This window comes from Lachnoclostridium sp. (assembly GCF_031997925.1).
In the GTDB taxonomy this organism is placed as follows: domain Bacteria; phylum Bacillota; class Clostridia; order Lachnospirales; family Lachnospiraceae; genus Lachnoclostridium.
In genome coordinates this window covers 29,911-48,642 of sequence record NZ_DAMADT010000007.1, presented here as the reverse complement: position 1 = coordinate 48,642, position 18,732 = coordinate 29,911, and the positions used below count along the sequence as shown (strand labels likewise).

16 protein-coding genes and 1 other annotated feature are annotated in these 18,732 nt (G+C 33.5%); of the genes, 3 read left to right on the top strand and 13 right to left on the bottom strand.

The window, feature by feature from the left end; all coding sequences use genetic code 11:
• The 3 genes from RTP52_RS06885 to RTP52_RS06875 all read right to left on the bottom strand — a co-directional run.
• A partial coding sequence (locus tag RTP52_RS06885) for an amidohydrolase (RefSeq protein WP_312370080.1) occupies nt 1–1,094 on the bottom strand: 1,094 nt, incomplete at its 3' end.
• An 81-nt stretch (nt 1,095–1,175) separates the two neighbouring features.
• Nucleotides 1,176–1,883 (bottom strand): HAD family hydrolase, encoded by a 708-nt coding sequence (locus RTP52_RS06880; protein ID WP_312370078.1) that lies wholly within the window; start codon nt 1,881–1,883, stop codon nt 1,176–1,178.
• A gap of 64 nt (nt 1,884–1,947) precedes the next feature.
• Nucleotides 1,948–2,454 (bottom strand): flavin reductase family protein, encoded by a 507-nt coding sequence (locus RTP52_RS06875; RefSeq protein WP_312107490.1) that lies wholly within the window; start codon nt 2,452–2,454, stop codon nt 1,948–1,950.
• A gap of 340 nt (nt 2,455–2,794) precedes the next feature.
• Here RTP52_RS06875 and RTP52_RS06870 point away from each other — a divergent pair, with 340 nt between their 5' ends.
• The gene (locus tag RTP52_RS06870; protein ID WP_312370076.1) at nt 2,795–3,019 is read left to right on the top strand and encodes a hypothetical protein; all 225 of its coding nucleotides are present in this window, start codon (nt 2,795–2,797) and stop codon (nt 3,017–3,019) included.
• 94 nt (nt 3,020–3,113) lie between these two features.
• Here RTP52_RS06870 and RTP52_RS06865 read toward each other — a convergent pair whose 3' ends face one another.
• From RTP52_RS06865 to RTP52_RS06850, 4 genes are all read right to left on the bottom strand, one after another.
• Nucleotides 3,114–4,484: a glycine--tRNA ligase gene (locus RTP52_RS06865; protein ID WP_331661063.1), complete on the bottom strand. Its 1,371-nt coding sequence runs from the start codon at nt 4,482–4,484 to the stop codon at nt 3,114–3,116.
• A 114-nt stretch (nt 4,485–4,598) separates the two neighbouring features.
• Nucleotides 4,599–4,884 (bottom strand) — a binding site (T-box leader).
• A 300-nt stretch (nt 4,885–5,184) separates the two neighbouring features.
• A complete protein-coding gene (locus tag RTP52_RS06860) occupies nt 5,185–6,837 on the bottom strand; it encodes a MutS-related protein (RefSeq protein ID WP_312370074.1) in 1,653 nt (550 codons plus the stop codon).
• Nucleotides 6,838–7,087: 250 nt separating this feature from the next.
• On the bottom strand, nt 7,088–7,954 hold the full coding sequence (locus RTP52_RS06855) for an ABC transporter permease (RefSeq protein WP_312370072.1): 867 nt from the start codon (nt 7,952–7,954) through the stop codon (nt 7,088–7,090).
• A 229-nt stretch (nt 7,955–8,183) separates the two neighbouring features.
• On the bottom strand, nt 8,184–8,927 hold the full coding sequence (locus RTP52_RS06850) for an ABC transporter ATP-binding protein (RefSeq protein WP_312105879.1): 744 nt from the start codon (nt 8,925–8,927) through the stop codon (nt 8,184–8,186).
• A 224-nt stretch (nt 8,928–9,151) separates the two neighbouring features.
• On the opposite strand from RTP52_RS06850, the gene RTP52_RS06845 reads away from it, so the two are divergent.
• Nucleotides 9,152–9,391, top strand: coding sequence for a hypothetical protein (locus tag RTP52_RS06845; protein ID WP_312370070.1), 240 nt, complete (start codon nt 9,152–9,154; stop codon nt 9,389–9,391).
• A 148-nt stretch (nt 9,392–9,539) separates the two neighbouring features.
• Here RTP52_RS06845 and RTP52_RS06840 read toward each other — a convergent pair whose 3' ends face one another.
• The 6 genes from RTP52_RS06840 to RTP52_RS06815 all read right to left on the bottom strand — a co-directional run bounded on the left by RTP52_RS06840 (nt 9,540) and on the right by RTP52_RS06815 (nt 17,183).
• Nucleotides 9,540–10,910 (bottom strand): MATE family efflux transporter, encoded by a 1,371-nt coding sequence (locus RTP52_RS06840; RefSeq protein WP_312105881.1) that lies wholly within the window; start codon nt 10,908–10,910, stop codon nt 9,540–9,542.
• A 421-nt stretch (nt 10,911–11,331) separates the two neighbouring features.
• Nucleotides 11,332–12,093: a sigma factor gene (locus tag RTP52_RS06835; RefSeq protein ID WP_312370068.1), complete on the bottom strand. Its 762-nt coding sequence runs from the start codon at nt 12,091–12,093 to the stop codon at nt 11,332–11,334.
• 47 nt (nt 12,094–12,140) lie between these two features.
• Nucleotides 12,141–12,308, bottom strand: coding sequence for a hypothetical protein (locus RTP52_RS06830; protein ID WP_312105884.1), 168 nt, complete (start codon nt 12,306–12,308; stop codon nt 12,141–12,143).
• A gap of 321 nt (nt 12,309–12,629) precedes the next feature.
• On the bottom strand, nt 12,630–14,057 hold the full coding sequence (locus RTP52_RS06825) for a glycoside hydrolase family 5 protein (RefSeq protein WP_312370066.1): 1,428 nt from the start codon (nt 14,055–14,057) through the stop codon (nt 12,630–12,632).
• Nucleotides 14,058–14,379: 322 nt separating this feature from the next.
• The gene (gene pcp / locus RTP52_RS06820) at nt 14,380–15,021 is read right to left on the bottom strand and encodes a pyroglutamyl-peptidase I (RefSeq protein WP_312370064.1); all 642 of its coding nucleotides are present in this window, start codon (nt 15,019–15,021) and stop codon (nt 14,380–14,382) included.
• 227 nt (nt 15,022–15,248) lie between these two features.
• Nucleotides 15,249–17,183 carry a [FeFe] hydrogenase, group A gene (locus tag RTP52_RS06815; RefSeq protein ID WP_312370062.1) on the bottom strand — a complete coding sequence of 645 codons (1,935 nt, stop codon included), beginning with the start codon at nt 17,181–17,183 and terminating at the stop codon, nt 15,249–15,251.
• Nucleotides 17,184–17,480: 297 nt separating this feature from the next.
• Between RTP52_RS06815 and RTP52_RS06810 the strand changes: the two genes are divergently transcribed.
• A complete protein-coding gene (locus RTP52_RS06810; protein WP_312370061.1) occupies nt 17,481–18,617 on the top strand; it encodes a DUF3798 domain-containing protein in 1,137 nt (378 codons plus the stop codon).
• Nucleotides 18,618–18,732: the final 115 nt, after the last annotated feature.

The window sequence follows — 18,732 nt, the reverse complement described above, 5'->3', positions numbered from 1 at the left end:
ATATCTCCATCTGTGATGACAATGTCAGCATCCTTTCCTACTTCAAGTGAACCGACACGGTCTTCAATACCGATATGTTTTGCAGGATTAATGGTAATTGCTTGTAATGCTGCAAATGGCTCCATTCCTGATTTTACAGCTAAACCAGCACATAATGCTAGATAATGTTGAGGAATAACAGGACTATCCGTAATAATGGATACCTGTAATCCAGCTTTCGCTAAGATACCAGGAGTTTCAAATGTTTTATTGCGAAGTTCATATTTGGTTGCGTGACCAAAGGAAGGCCCAACAGCTACTGGATAGCCTTCTTTTTGTAATTCTTCAGTTATAAGATGGCCTTCTGTACAATGTTCAATTGTCAATCTTAAATTGAACTCCTTTGCAATTCGTATTGCTGTAAAGATATCATCAGCGCGATGTGCATGCGCTTTTAAAGGGATTTCGTGATTTAAAACTGGTAAAAGAGCTTCTAACTTCGCATCATAGCTAGGCTTTTTAAATACATCTTCTCCAGCTGCAACTAGTTTTGCTTGATATTCTTTCGCTTTATTTAGCATATCTCTAAGTTTAGAGGCTGTGGACATTCTAGAAAAGTTATTTTTATCTTTATAGATTCTCTTTGGATTTTCTCCAAAAGCACATTTCATAGCAACCTTATCTTTCACCACCATGTGATCTACACGATCCCCAGTCATCTTAATAGCAGTAAATGTTCCACCAAGTACATTAGAACTTCCAGGTCCCGTTGCTGCACAGGTTACTCCACCAAGTGCTGCTTTTTTAAGTGTAACATCCATAGGATTAATTCCATCGATTGCATTAAGTTGCGGAGTTAAAATGTCATTCATCTCATTGTAATCTTGGCCTTCAAACCCTATACCATATCCATCAAGACCAATATGGGAATGTGCCTCGACTAAACCCGGATATACAAAAAGGCCTGTCGCATCAATGACTTTCATTTCCTTCGTTTCAGTGATCTTCTCTTCTATTTTTATGATCTTACCATCCTCAACTAGAATATCAGACTGATAAGGCATAATTTCAGTACTATTGTAAATGATTCCATTTTTAATTAATAATTGACTCATCTTTCACTCCATATCTTCGGTAAAATAGACCCTTAGTTTCCTATCAGAAAGGTAAATAATGACCGAATTATCTTTATAGTTTTATAAAAGGTTTTCTACTACTTCTTCTAACGTTCCATGAGTGAATTCATTCACATCATAATTATTCTGATTCTCAAGATTTGTAGTAACAAGGCCCGTCGTTATGCCTAGTTTTCCTGAAATCATATCTTCTAAGGTGTTATTTCCAATCATGGCACACTCTTCTGGTTTCTTTTCGATAGCTCTTAAGATATCCAGATAATATCCCAAACTTGGTTTGCAATAGCTACTATTTTCAAATGATGTAACGTAAGAAAAATCATCAAGAGATAACTGAATCCAAGATAATCTTGTTGCTACCGCTTCTCTTGGAAATACAGGATTTGTTGCCAAGACTAACTGATATCCTTTGGACTTAAGTTTCTCAATAATAGCTCTGCGGTCAATTCCACCTTTTACAACTTCTTTAACGGCATCAAATTCATTCTGATAAAAATCTAAAAATACCTCTTCTAATAACTCACGCTTCGTATGAAGCAAGCCTTCAAATACTTCCCAGAAAGCTACCTCATTTATCTTCGTTCCGTCATTGTGAATCATTGCTTCCATACCGGTCCAGATAGCTTTAATCAGAGCGTCTTTTTCAAATCCCATAGGAATTAGTTTGATGGCGAGGCGTTTAAAATAACTGTGGATGAATTCCTCTTGGTCAAATGGTAACAACGTCCCATCTAAATCAAATAACACCGTGGTAATTTTCTCTGTCATTCTCTATACTCTCCTTCTTATGCAAGTTATGTTAAAGTATCTACTTGTCAAAGTGACATATATATTAACCCTTACGGTATGCCTTCACAATTTCTCCCACATAAACCGTATGGTAATCCTGCTTTGGATAATTAGCCTCTGGAATCATCATATCAAGGAAGTTTTGCTTCTTAATCTCATCAACATAAACTTTCTTACATACAAGGACAAGTTCCGCCTCTTCAAATGATACCGTCTCATCGAGAAACATAGGGGTAAGGCCTGTTTCCTTAGCCTTGTCATAATCTCTACCACTTTTGCTTCCGCAAAATGCTAATGCTTCTCTTTGCTCATTTCCAAAGAAACTCATAGTAAAGTATTCTTCTTTGTCAACGAACTGTTTCGTATAGCGTTGTGGACGAACCACAGAGATTGCAGTATTTTTCCCCCAGATTACACCTAAAAAGCCCCAGGATGCTGTCATCATATTATATCCGACTTTATCACCAGCAGTAATTAAAAACCACTCTTTTCCTATCTTGTGAAACGGATTCATATCTTCTTTTAGTAAGTCAATTTCTTGAAAACGCATACTATAACCTCCATTCTAGCGTTTTGCGCTATATTACATTGAAAACAAAATTGTTTTTGTCCTATGTAAAAACAAATTTTTTCACATTTATCTCCAATATTTTTAATTTATAAAATCTATGATACCCTACATTTTACCATGAAGCAATCCTAATTATGTTTTTTATAATGATTTAATATTGTTAATATTTTTTATTATGATTTTGGAGTAGAGGTTTTTTTAGTATGTTTTAGAGTGATGTCTTAGAGTATGTTATAGAGTAAATGCCTTAGAATACGTTTTAGAATAGATATTTACGATTGGTAATTACAACGCATCGGAAACTGAACTGGTGTAGCATATGGATGCATTGATTCAAATTATTCGCCCTATGGACCCGATTATTTTTCATCTGTCCTCGGATAATGTTTGTGAACGATTGATAAAAGCGCGTAGCAACCGTGGACAAACATCTCCAGATAACGGACAAATTGAGTTTTGGGAGAAGCGTAAAAAGTTACTGCTTGGCTTCAACGAAATGCTTTTTACCTTTATGGTATTATTCGGATTTTTCCTTGAAAGTTGATTATTAAATCCACAACCCAATCAATGTTAGCAGTATAAAAATGAATTGCACCTATATTTGTTATGTCATCATAGAAACCACCTGCCCATTATACCTATATTTCTAATATTATTTTAAGCTCTTTAAGAACGTTTTCTAAAGCAACAGCCTTTTGCTCCATTGTATCCCTATCCCTAATAGTAACAAGTCCCTTCTCTAACGTCTCATCATCTATTGTGACAGCATATGGTGTTCCGATGGCGTCAGCTCTTCGATAGCGCTTTCCAATAGTTCCTGCCTCATCATAACTAGCCATCATGTGTTTTCTTAGTAACTGATAAACCTCCTTTGCTTTCTCACTGTGGCGGTTCTTAATAAGAGGTAAAACATTTACTTTGACTGGTGAAAGATTTTTTGAAATCTTAAGCACTAATCTGCTATCATTCTCGTTAATCTTCTCTTCTACTAAAGATTCGAATAAAACTGCAAGTACGATTCTATCTAATCCATAAGTTGATTCTATGATGTACGGAATAAATTTCTCCCTGCTGTTTTCATCAAAATATTCCAAGTTTACTTTAGAAAACTCTTGATGTCTTTTTAAATCAAAGTCCGTACGATTGTGGGTTCCATTGATTTCTCCCCAACCAAAAGGAAACAAATACTCGATATCACATGCTGCTTTTGCATAGTGAGCCAACTTTTCATGGTCATGGAATCTAAGATGCTTATTGTCTATACCTAAGTATTCAAAGAATGATGTGCCGTAATCTTTAAAATATTGATAAAGCTCTTCATCGCATCCTTGTTTACAGAAAGTCTGATATTCCATTTGTTCAAATTCAATTGTTCGAAAGGTAAAGTTACCCGGTGTAATTTCATTACGAAACGCTTTACCGATTTGACCTATACTAAATGGTAGCTTTGCTCGCGTAGTTCGCATTACATTTAGATAGTTAACATACTCACCCTGAGCATTTTCAGGTCGTAAATAAATAGTATTGGAACTATCTTCTGTTACACCACGTTTTGTTGCAAACATTAGATTGAATTGACGAATATTAGTATAGTTACTAGAACCACAAATAGGACATGGAATTCTATTCTCTTGAATATAGTTAGACATTTCAATCTGTGTCATAGCATCCACATTTAAATCATCCTTATAGTTTTGAATCAAATTATCAGCACGATGCCTTGTTTTACAGTTTTTACAATCAAGTAAAGGATCAGTAAAACTAGACAAATGCCCGCTAGCTTGCCAAATTCTCGGATTCATAAGAATATCAGAATCTAATTCATAACTACTTTCCCTATTCTGAATAAAATAATAACGCCAAGCATCTTTAATGTTATTCTTAAGCCTGGTGCCCAAAGGTCCATAATCCCAGGTGTTTGCTAAACCTCCATAAATCTCACTTCCTTGAAAGATAAATCCGTACTGATTACAGTATGCAACCATTTGTTCCATTGAAAATTTGCTCATAATAAGCCTCCTTTTTAAATTTAAATAATGTGTGAAGTATTAACCTTAGCAGATATTTTTTCTTTCGTTTGCAGCTGAAGTTTCAATAAATTAAAAAACGCCCTAAGCTATAAAGCTTAGGGCGAATATAATCCGCGGTACCACCTAAATTCAGATATTAACAAGGAAATCAGCTGGCTGATTTTTTTTGCGTTATCTGCTCTTTGTCAGCACGAGAAAATGTAACATCTTTATGCTGTTCCCGAAGATAACGGCGGGATTCCGATGGTATCTACTAAGGTAATTCCTGTTCAATCCATAGCTCAAAGGTGCCTTCTATATCACCATCTTAAGAATTCACACCAATCATTCTCTCTCTGAAATCAAGTGACTATATACTATTCCTTATCAACGCTGTTTTGATTTGAAATTATCTGAAAGTTTAGCACTAACTTTAGAAACTGTCAACTAATTTTTTTTGTAACATTTTGACTAATTTTTTTTGTAAGTTTTTGAGCAACCTTTGTATAAAAATCAGTGGTTTCTTGGTTGTTTTTTTAATTAATTACCAAAAACCGCCCTGTATCTTAATAACGATATAGTTAGTGGAAGCCCTGTTATGCACATTTATTATCCCCGAACCTATCGTTGTGAAAATTGCCACTTTTAATTTGAAATGTTCCAACACCAAGTGTTCTACGTCCAATAAAATATATTGCTTCTAATACCAACCACCTGTCTCTTTAAAGGATTGTATTCTATCTATTGAATTCTGAATTAATTCTTTTGAAAATCCCATGATTTCCAATAATTTTATAGCATTTCCAGAGGTACACACGCCATCTTTGATTTTATAATCAAAATGAAGTTCATTATCCGTGATTGTTTCTATAAAATGCATATTTTGATATATTCCATCTAATAATTTAGTGAGCTCCGTATCATGTGTCGCAGCGATGCACAATACTTGAAACTGTAAAAGTTCTTTTAATACTTCGGTTGAGGCTGCGATACGTTCTAATGTATTCGTTCCTTTTAAAACTTCATCAATAAAGCATAGAACTTTATTCCCTTCCCTAGCACTATCAAAAATTCTCTTCAAAGCTTTTATTTCTGCCATATAATAACTCTCATGCTGTTCTAAATCATCTTTTAATGAAATCGATGTATGAATATGATAAAAGTTAGTTTCGAAACGTGTTGCATGCACTGTATAAATAGTTTGCGCTAACAAAGCATTAATTCCTAAAGTACGCAAAAATGTTGACTTACCTGAAGCATTTGTACCTGTGATCAACGTGCTTCTTTCTCCTGTAAAATCATTAGCTACAGCAGTATTAATCAGTGGATGATAGATGTCGGTAGTAACAATACTTAAGGTATCAGTAAAATTAGGGGTACAAAAATACAACTGATTTTTTCGATATTTTGCTATTGCAACCATGCTATCTAAGAAACCTATGATTTGATAAATGAGAATTAATTCTTTATAATATGCTTTTAATTTTTTTATATATCTGCTATAGAGAAGAATATCCATATGGGTTAATATTCTTAGATAGTCAGAAACGATATCAATATCTGAGGCAAAAGTGGTTACACCAGAGCTAATCGCACGGATCGTACTCTTAAATTGTTTGCACAGCTTTTGGCTAAATTTTATCTGATTAAAATAGCAGGATAGGCTTGCATCAGTTATTTGACTAAGTTCTTTGGCAGCCATTAACATATTACCAACGATTCTAACGAGTGGTAAGTCACTTTCCATTGATGCTCTATCTTTAAAATATGTTACTACACTTAGTAAAAGAACTATGAAGAACAGAGGTATACCTACAAGTCTGCTAAAATAAATCAATACCACTGAGCTAATAAGAGATATTGCACTAATTATATGAGGCCATTTATTCGGTGCCTTTAACTCTTCACAGTTTAGTAAATAATCATATAAAGAACTACTACAGCTTTTACCAATAGCGGAAAGACTATACTGAAGCTTTGTTCTCAAATCACTAGAATTAGTTAAAATCTCTATTACGCGGTTCCGTTCCTTAAGTTCTTCTTCCAAATGTGGTTTGTGTAGTAACTCATACAGATAACTTTCACCAGCAAGCGAGGAAGTAAAATTCATTTTAAGAAAGACTTTATCCATCTCAAGGTCATCCCAGGTAAGTTCATCGATACTATTTTTATCTGTAATATAAGTCTTATACTCTTCCCGAAGCATCTCCAAATCAGTACTGCTATTGTCTTTAGAAGAAACATCTTCCCAAGCTTCTTTTATGCGTAATAATGTTAAATTTCTCTTACTCTTTCGCTTATGTAGACCCCATAAAACCAATACAATAATAGTTAATAGTATGAGTATAATCACGTCGCACTCCCCCTTATCCTAATACTTCATCATAATCATAATGACAAGATATTAAATTATATCCAATATGGTCTAGGATTCAACATATAACTATCCTGTATAAAGATAAAGTGACTAAAAACAACGCCACTAAAAAAGCAGGATTGTATCTACAAATATGACTTCATCCAATATTAAAGATAGTTCCATATTACCATATTATGGGATACAATGACAAATTTATTTATACCTTCATATTTCGCAGTTCTCATTATTTACGATAGGTTAATTTTAGGATCATAAGAAACAGGCAGAAAAACAACAATATAATGCAAAACTGTTCTTTCCCAGCTAACACAGTGCCATTCCACTTAATGTTCACGCCAAATACTTCAAATAGTTTTTTGCATAAATTCTTTATTTGTGAGCCTTCTATATTTTTAGAAAAATCTTTAAGATACATTTGTCTCATCATACTAGTAAGGTGTGTCTGTGGATAAAATATTAAGACCTTCTTTAGAGTATCCGGATACATATGATAGGGTAAATACGTTCCAGCTAAGAAACCTGACAACATACCATATAGATTTCCGAACGTTGAAAATGTAGTGGTATCCTTTATTAACTTCATAAAACACAATAAAAATTGGGAGTTTATTATGGAGGTAATAATAACAAGGACAACTACATGACCGAGTGCACTAAAATTCATTGGATTATCATACCTAATATAAAAGTAACATTCTGCACAAATCACAGTAAATAAAGTAAAAAAACTTGAAACCATTACACTCGAGAAAAAGTAACCTAATATAATTTTAAATTCTGATATAGGAGCAATAAGAAAATCTTTACGTATTCCAGTCGAAGCGTCTTCCACGCATAATTGCATGATTCCAAAACAAGTTGTCGTATTTAGTACAATCATCAAACCACCAACCATCATTCGATCGGTAAATTCTTCTGCTAATATACTTGATAAGCCATTTGCGACAACAGAGTTAAGAATAAAATCTCTAAGAAATATTGCATACAACCCCATAACAATGAGTATCGATACAAAACTAAGAAGAACATTTCTTTTATTCGAGCGAAACAAGGTGATATTTCTATCCACAAGAACTCCTAATTCCCTCATTTCTAACCTCCTCTTTAATCATCCAATATCTCCTCCTAGTTCGTATATGCGTCTTTACCGATATGAAGTCAAAATATAGCTTATTTTTTATAGGGATTTTTGTATTACATTTCTAATATATATTATTTATTTACCTAAAAATATGAAGTCAATGTAGTTTATGAGTAGGTAACAAGCCTTGGAATAAGCAGGTTTTACCTCAGTTCGGATTTTTTGAATATATAACTTATTATTTTTTTTGTGCTAATAAATCTAGATAGATATCCTGTATAGTAAAACGTTTGTTTTCCTTCCAAGGTTCACGTAGCAATCGATCACGATTTTGGCATAATAGAATCTTTCCTTCATGAATAATACAGATATGATTCGCATAGTCCGTTTCTTCCATATAATGTGTAGTGAAAAAGATTGTAATTTGATGGTCTTGATTTAATTTTCTTAGAACCTTCCAAACTAGAGTTCTTGCCAATGGATCAAGTCCAATGGTTGGTTCATCTAATAATAATAGTTTTGGATTAGTAAGCAAAGCTCTACCAATTTGAACAATGCGCTTCTGACCGCCAGAACATGTCACGTACTTTTTACTCCGAATTTTTTGTAGTTCAAGTAGAGAAACTACTTGATCTATTTTTTTATATAATTCTTTTTTAGACTTGATATAAAGCCCGCCACGATAATAAAGATTCTCTTCCACTGTTAAACTTCCATCTAGAACATCTTCTTGAAAGACAACACCAAGTTTTCGTTTGATTTCTTCTGATTGGGAATCCAAATCAAGACCTTCAATAACAATCTTTCCACTGGTTTTATTTAATAAAGTAGCTAACATATTCATTGTTGTACTTTTTCCGGCACCGTTTGGTCCTAAAAACGCACAGATTTGACCTTTTCCTACCATAAAGTCAATAGAATCCACCACAGTCTTCTTATGAAAGTTCTTTTTTAAATCTTGTACCATGATACAATTGTCCATAAAAAACCTCAATTGTATATTCATTGTAATTTATTCTTAAGGGATATTTTACAGAACTAAGGATTTGCGTATATATAAATCAATCAATATTAATGTAGATTTTTTCATGTTTCTTTAATCTCTTATTTAATTATATAATCGCAATACATTCTTCCAAAGATTTGCTTTTTTGTTCAATCTGTATTAAGATATTAAATGAGTATTGTATAGGGAGGAAACAAGATATGAATCCAATGAATCCAATGAAATTATTTAAAATAAAAACTGCAATTGAAGCATTCAAAGCGAACCATCCAAAATTTCCATTGTTTTTAAATGCGGTTTCGACCAATGCGTTACAAACTGGTGCTGTGATTGAAATCAACGTAACAGATGTAAATGGAAAAATATATTCATCGAATTTAAAATTAACAGATTCAGATGTTGAACTTATCAAAGAAATGAAAGATACCTTTCAAAACTAGTGAGCATAATTTCTTTCAAGAATAATAGGGGTGTTAGAATCATTCGATTCCAATACCCCTATTATAATAGATTACTTATTTAACCATATATATTGCAATAAAAATCGTGCAAAACATTTCGGTTCCATACTATTTCATCACATATTTTTTATTTAACAACCATTAAAGGTTTAATCTCCTTATGGTACACGTACTTTAAGAAAAATAAATTTAAAAATACTGCTACTAGTTCAGCAATCGGGAATGCCCACCATATTGCATGAATTCCTATTTTTGATAAAAGATAGGCAGTTGGCAAAAGAACAATCAATTGACGAATTGTAGAGATAATCAAACTTAATACTCCGTTACCAAGAGCTTGATACACAGAACTTCCTACAATGTTAAATCCGGCAAACAAGAAACTTATACTGATTACACGAAGTGCTACTACCCCTATCTCCATCATCTCTTCAGACGCCTGAAAGAATGAAAGAAATTCACGTGGTGCTATTTCCATAAGCACAAATCCAACTAACATAATTCCAATCGCATAAACAATACTTAATTTAATAACCTTAACAATACGTTTTGGCATTCTTGCGCCGTAATTGTATGCGATAATTGGAATCATACCATTATTTAACCCAAATACCGGCATAAATACAAAACTCTGAAGTTTAGAATAAATACCTAAAACAGCAGTTGATGTAGAAGAAAATGTTATTAAAATTCTATTTAATACAAATATAGAAATAGATACGATGGACTGCATGATAATAGCTGGAAAACCTACTTGATATATTTGTCTAATGATAAGACCATCTGGCTTAAACTTCTTTATATTCAAATGAATTTCATGATTAAATCTATGATTTAAATAAATACCTATACTTAATCCGCATATCTGTCCAATAACAGTTGCAATCGCCGCGCCGGTAACTCCAAGTTCTGGAGCTCCCAATAACCCAAAAATGAGGATTGGGTCAAGAATTATATTGATTATTGCACCTGCAGCCTGAGAATACATCGAATAGATGGTTTTTCCTGTTGATTGCAATAATCGCTCAAAAGTAATCTGTCCTAATTGTCCAAAAGAAAAGATGGTACAAATAGATAGATAGGATACACCGTATTCAATGATTTGCTGATCCTGTGTCTGAGTAGTAAAAAATATTCTTGTAAAAAAGATACCAAAGATAAGAAATAATAAATAGCTAACTGCTGTAATAAACACACCATTACTTGCTACTTTATTAACTTTTTCCTGATTTCTTTCCCCGAGATAACGGGATAATAAAGCGTTTATACCTACTGCGGTACCAACACCTATCGCTATGATTAAATTTTGTACTGGAAAGGCTAGCGAAACAGCAGTTAATGCATTTTCATTCACTCTTGCAACAAACAAACTGTCTACAATGTTATACATTGCTTGTACTAACATAGAGACCATGATTGGTAAGGACATAGAAATAAGTAATTTATTCTCTTTCATTACCCCCATCTTGTTTTGTTCCATAGTTGTCTCGTTATTCATCTTTACCTCCTTTGTTCTCTATAGATCTTAAATTTTAAGTAATACTAAAATCGCTAACTTCAATCCTTGCACAAAAAAAATTCTTGCAACAAATGTGCAAGAATTTTACTTAACAAGAAAAAGCAAAAGGTGCCTTTCATTGCCAAAGGTATGAAGGAAAAGCGTACAGACTTATTTATTTGAAAGTAACTAATAAGTTCAATTGATAGCTTCCCCTGTATGATTGAAAACAAGTTAGACTGCTTGCAAGAGCCCATCTTGTAAAATTACTACTTTTTATATTAGCGATTAAAATACAACAATAACCTGTGAAAGTATAACATAACATAAGTAACGATGCAATAAAAACATTCTTCTTTTTTTTAACCTTATCAAATACTACTAGAGTAGAATCACATTTCACTCTATCTATTAGTTAAAATTACTCTTTTTCTTTCACCGTATCCAGAGAAAGTCTTAAGATGCTTGCTATCTCATCTTCTGATATCTTAGTATAATCAGCGATTTCCATAACGGTTGGTATTACTCCATTTTCCTCTGCATACACTTTTATCGCTTCATTTATCAAAGTGATTTTAGATAAAATAGAATTTTCCATATCATCATCATTCATCACTTCATCAATATAATTTTCGAATGCTTGCAATACGGATTCCATTAAATATTCTTTTGCATCTATCTTTTGATTGCTACCAAGTAATTGTTTTAATCCACCTAGAAGACCTATGTTTCCTTCTTGAATTAAATCTTCCATATTTACACTATAGGATTCGTATTTTTTTGCTAATTCTACAACTGTCGACAACCAATGGTCAGATATACTTTGACTTACAGTGGTATCCCCATTGATTAAGCGGATATATGCTCTTTCTTCTTGCTCTGTAGTCAATCTTGGTAATTCCTTGATGTCTTCTAAGTACATTTCTAAAAACACTGAGTTTTTTTCTTTGTTTTCCTGAGATAAATCATATCCTACAGATGTAGAATCTTCATTTACCTCTTCTTTTTCTCGTTCTTCGACTGGGGTTAGCAGGTATTGATAGACCATATCCTGTTGTTCCTTCGTAAGTGTCATTCCTTCAAAATGAGATAGGATATCCTCTTTCGAAAGTGAATTATCTGATACCTTTGCTATCTCCGTTAACGAACGAAGTGTTTCTAAAAATTGAATCTTATCTATCATAAGTTCCTCCAATATTCTTTATTCATGACAATATCTTGTTTTATTTATCATGGTTTTTTATGATTTTGACAAGACTTACAAATCCCTTTCCAACCAATGATACGTTTCACCTTTTTAGGTAATTCTTTTTTATTCTTATCTTTATAGGATTCATCAGTAATGCATTTACATTCTTCCTCTGTTATATCATTATTACCAATTATTAAACACTTCATAAACAAAACCTTTCTCTATTATTTCTTTCGTTATCCAATATCAACAGGGCTATTATACATGAAAATTTATCATTTGTCTAACGACTCAATGCCACATTAAAAATTATTATCTATACTAGTATTCCGTTTCTTCCTCTTTGAAACACGATTATGTTTCGACAACTTACATTATAATATGACAGATTTTAATGAAGGAGGAAGGATTCCTATAAAACTGCAATCTATCATGACTCTTTTACTACTTATCTCGATATAGAAAAAGATATCAATAAATTATTATAATAATAAATCGGCTTAACAGTTACTACTATAGATAGTATATTAATCTGCGTATTTCATTAAACCCTGCAATATCTCAGGATATTTCATAGTACAAGTCTTTCGGTCAAAGATTCCGAAGTTTTCCCCATCCCCTTTAAATGCATGATTATCCCACCAAAAACATGTGATTCCATTTGCTCTAGCAGCACCTACATAATATGTAGCATACTCAACACGAGACTGTAAATTATTATCTTTGTCTCTGGCGCCAAACTCACCAATAATTACGGGAACTCCATTTTTTATAAACTTTCCATATAAACTATTTAAGAAGGAATCTATTTCTTTGGTACATCCCGCTATTTTTGAATTCCATTTCGTTATGCTACCACTTTCTTTCGGACTTTTTAGGGCGAAGTCATATGGTAGATATGCATGTACCGATACAATTAAACGGTCATTTATGCTATCTTTTGGTAACTTAAAATCATTAATAATAGCATATTGATACGATGCATCATAACCAGGTATCAGAAGATACCTAGAAGTATTCTCTCCTCCTGATTTTCGAACGGTATCAACAAATTCTTGGTTTAATTGATTGATACATTCGATTGTTTCTTTACACTCCGGTTTTGATAAATCTAACCACCATTCGTAATTAGAACCTGCAAGCCGTGGTTCGTTCATCCCTTCAAATATTAACTTTTCTCCATAGGAAGAGAATCGTTCACTTACTTGTGTCCATATTGCGTTTATATATTTTTTAGATGATTCTAAATTTTCTATGCTTGGATAATAAAAATCCTTACTTACATCATGGTGAGTATTTAATATCACATACATATCATTATTGATCGCATAATCAACCACTTCTTGTACTCGGTTAAGCCATACTTCGCTAATGATAAAATCATCACTCGAAACATGATTGTGCCACGATACAGGGATTCTAATAGACCGAAAACCAGTTTCTTTAAGAGCTACAATCATCTCTTCTGTTGTCTTTATCCCGCTCCATGAACTTTCGTATTTTAGTTCATCCATTAGATTCGTATCACTCACTGCGTCAAATGTATTTCCAAGGTTCCACCCTATTTTCATATTATGTACAAAGGTTATTGCTGGATTTGATGGGATTTCTTTTGGTTCAAATTCGATGTCTGGGGCTACAATTTCATTTGAATCAATCTTACTGTTATCAGGTATTACAATGGCTTTAGGTGTTGGTGAATTTCTTAATTCAGAGTTTTGAGTTACTTGATTATTTGTATTTTGATTATTTGTATTCTGATTGTTTGTATCTTGATTATTTACACTTTGATTATCTGAGTCTTGATTATTTAAACCTTGATTTTGATTGTCTGTACTCTGCGAATTCAAATTTGTTGTAGATTTATCAACAATAGGCATCTTGTGGCTACAGCCACTAAATAATGTTGTACATAATAAAATACCCGAAACTATAATTGGAAACTTTCTCTTCAATTCTACCTACATCCCTTCATAAAGTATTGTAATTATTGAAAAATTAAAGCATTCATAGCATTCATTAGTTATTTTACTTTGACATGGTATAATTTTACATTTAGTTCTTAGATTATGCAATAAGAAAACTAATAAAGTATCTATTGTTCTTCGAATTACAGGAAATTGTAATTTATAAAACTCTTAACGTACAAATTAGAAATTGATATTAAAAAAGCTCGTTGTAGTACAATTGCATACAACGAGCTTTTTTATTAATTTATATAATAATTATGATTTATTACTTCATTGATATTTCTTCATTTATATTACTTCTTATTTCTTAACATTCGGTTCCACCAGTCGTTCTAATATCAATCTTGTTGCATGCTATTGCCTCAATCGCTAATTCAATTCCTTGAACAATTTGATTTAAAGGTAATGCTGGTTTATCTTCCATATGCTTTACTTGTTCGGTCATATATGGAATATGGAGAAAGCCTGCTTTCATATTATTGTGATGTTTCGAGATATAGTATAACACTCCATACATTAAATGATTACAGACAAATGTCCCAGCACTATTTGACACAGCAGAAGGTAAGTTTGCTTCCGATATTTTCTGGACGATTGCCTTGATTGGTATAGTTGCAAAATAAGCAGATTCACCATCTTCATAGATTTTTGTGTCAATTGGCTGATTCCCTTCGTTATCACAAATCCTTGCATCATCCAAATTGATTGCTACTCGCTCTGGTGTAATTTCCTTTCTACCTCCTGCCTGACCAAGGCATAAAACAACATCGGGCTGTTCTTTTTCGATTACCTCCGTCACAGTGTCAATTGATTTGTAAAATACGGTAGGAACAATTAATTTTATGATCTCTAAGTCCTCATGCTCTAAATTAATTAGATTGAGGGCTTCACTACCTGGATTTATACTATCTCCACCGAAGGGATCGAATGCTGTTAATAATATTTTCACTTTCTTACCATCCTTATGATTAATCTTTTGAATCGTAATGACCTATCACATATCATATCTACTATCCGATTTGATAACGTTGGAAACAAGGGCGAAAGTGTTTTTCTTTCGACCTTACATACAAGTTTTTTTCCTTACATACAAGCTTTTTACCTTACATACAAGTTAACATTACCATTTATCATATCATTCTTTAAAAAAGGTAACAAGTGAAAGTTATGATCTCCTTATTTTTTTCTTTTTACAAAATATCTAGTATGAAGTAATTCCTGAGCTTTATTACTAAGGGGATAATCTAAGAATTTTTCATAAATTTCAAGTACAGCTGGGTTTTCATTTGATCTACGAAGCGGTAAAGAACGGTCAATTTCATTCAGACCCTCCATCCTGTTTTTAATCGCTTCCTCCCTTTTTTTTGCCCTTGGCTGTCCGCCTCCTCCAATACAGCCACCGGTACATGCCATGATCTCAATTGCATGGTAAAATTCCTCTCCGGAACGAATCTTATCTAACATCTTTTTGGCTTCCCTAAGTCCATAGGTTACACCAATTCGTAGTGTTAAGTCTCCAACCGTTAATTCACAACTACGAAATCCATCAAAGCCACGTAGACTTGTAAATTCAACGTTGTCAACACGTTTTCCTGTGATTAATTCAATAGCTGTTCTGGTTGCAGCTTCAATTACCCCACCAGTTCTTCCAAAGATAATACCGGCGCCGGTATACTCTCCCATCACCTGATCAATTTCTTCATCTTCTATCTTGCTTAAGTCAATATTGGATTTCTTGAAAATATCAATGAGCTCTGCAGTTGTAATAACATAATCTACATCATAATTAAGCCCCCTGGAAAACTCAGGTCTTGAGGCTTCGTATTTTTTTGCGATGCATGGCATAATAGCCACGGAAGTAATCTGTTCTCTGCTAAGTCCTTTTTCCTTACCCCATAGGTCTTTTGCAACTGCGGCAAACATCTGCATCGGGGATTTTGCAGTGGAGGGAACATCCAACATATCTCCATAGTTTTGCTCAATAAATTTTACCCATGCAGGACAGCATGATGTAAGGATTGGGAGTTTCACTTCCTTATCTCCTTCTTGATATCTCTTCACCCTTTCAGCAAGTTCATTTGCCTCTTCCATAATCGTTAAGTCAGCAGCCCAGGTGGTATCGAATACATAATCAACACCAAGTTTTCGAAGCCCTGCTGCTATCTTTTTTTCAACATTGGCGCCAGGCTCAAATCCAAACGCCTCACCGATTGCTACTCGAACAGAAGGAGCCATTTGTGTGATAACAATTTTATTTGGTGTTGCTAAATCTCTTAAAAATAAGATGGAATTATTTCCTGAAGTGATTGCATTTACAGGACAGGTACTTAAGCAAGCACCACAATGGGTACACCTTGTGTAATCAATATAATGCTGTTCTTTAAAGTCCCCAACAATACAATCCACAGGGCATACTTTTGTACATCTATCACATCCAATACAATTTTCCATAATCGTTAATTTCGTTAGATTATTACACTGTAGGGTGTAGCAACGGTTATCTTCGACATGGTCCTTAATTTCATCATAGAAATAGCTTATCACTTCTTCGATGAGATTATATTTTTGATGTACCTTTTCTTTTACTGTTTGTGAGAGTTCTCTTAAAAGAAAAATATCTCTCATATTGGATCTTCCTTTGCTAATGCGGTTTAAAACTTTAACCATCTGAAGTATCTCAGGAAGTGCTGGAATATACTGATCGATAAAACCTCCTTTGATTTTACCTAACAAAAAGTCAATATAAAACTTTGCATATTGAATGATACAATCTTCTTCCGATAGGATTATAATCGAATGGCTTATACCTTCCTCAAAGGAGTCTGGAGTTATCAGACGGTCAATATCTTTCTTCGTATAGAAACCGCCAAAAGGAAGACCAAGCTGCGCAGCTTTTAAAGGTTTGTCATTTAACATACCGCCAGAAAGTTCGATAATATCACGTAAGGTCGTATTACTTCTTAAAGTAACAATACCGGGCTTCTTTACCTTACCGGATACTGCAACTAAATTTTTATCATTTTGATATATTTCTTTTAAACCTTCTTCTTGAAACCCCGGAAAGATAGAACCTAAAGGAGAATTTAAGATAAAAGTTTTTTCGTTATTCATAGTTCGCCTCATTTCTAGCCTAGCTTTGTTTTGTAAGCTGTTAAAACTATTTTGGGCAAATGACAAAGAATTATGTGAGGATAATGGAAAATATCATATGGTTTTGCATAGTAGCGAGTTATAACTTTACTGTAATTACACTGTATCGCGTAACGCTTTACCACGTAACGCTTTAATTTGATAAATTTTACTCTTGTAATTTAACGCTTTACTTAGTAAAATAGGTTTAATCAGTTGCATAATGAAGAATTAATAAATTGTTATTAGCTGAAACAAAAATAAAAAGGAGAATATGTTATGAAAAGAATTTTAAGTTTATTGCTAATCATCTCTATGGTATTAATGACTACTGGATGCAGAAGCAATGTGGCAACATCTGGTGATAGTTCCAATTATAAAATAGGAATCGTCACAGGTACGGTATCCCAAGGGGAAGAAGAATACCAGGCTGCACAACAGATACTTGCTGAATATGGATCAGATAAAATCGTCACTGCAACATATCCTGATAACTTTTCAACTGAGACTGAAGCAACCATAGCTCAGGTCGTTGGCCTTGCAAGTGATAAAGATGTCAAAGCTATTGTATTTGTACAGGCAGTACCGGGTACAGCTGCAGCTATTGACAAAGTACGTGAAACAAGACCGGATATGTTATTCATCTGTGGTGTTGTAGCAGAAGATCCTGCAACTGTAGCTAGTAAAGCAGATATTTGTCTTTTAGTAGATGAAATATCTATGGGTAGATCGGTAATTGAACAGGCTGTAAAACAAGGAGCAAAGACATTTGTACATATCTCTTTTGCTCGTCACCTCTCTTATGCTACCATTGCTGCTCGACGTGAACTATTCGTTAAGAATTGTGAAGAACTAGGAATCGAGTATGTAGAAGCAACTGCTCCAGACCCAACTGGAGACGCTGGTGTTTCTGGTGCACAACAATGGATTATCGAAAATATCCCTGAATATGTAAAACAATATGGTAAAGACACTGCATTCTTTAGTACTAACTGCTCAATGCAGGAGCCATTAATCCGTACCATTGCACAGGAAAATGCAATTTTCCCTCAACAATGCTGTCCATCCCCTTATCATGGCTATCCAGCTGCTATGGGAATTGATGTAGCTGGTCATGAAGGTGATGTTGACTATATGTTAAATTCCATCACTTCTAAAGTTGCTGAATATGGTAATACAGGTAGAATGTCCACATGGAATGTTGCAGTAAACATGTTAATGGTTAAGTCTGGTGTAAAATATGCAATTGAATATTGTGAAGGTCGCACAAATGGTACTGTTGACGAAGAGGTACTCTTTAGAATATTTAACGAAGAAGCTGGCGGACAGGAAGTAAAAGTATCAAATTATGTGGATGAAACCAAAGGAACTTTGGATAACTTTTATCTTCTACTTTGTCCTTACAAGGATTTTTAATATAATCGGAATTACGGCACATAAACCAGTGCCTTTTATAAGAATTTGCTTCTCAATTTCTTATAAGCTATAAATTTAATTGAAATGTAAGAACATTGGTTCCCTCGTTTCTAAA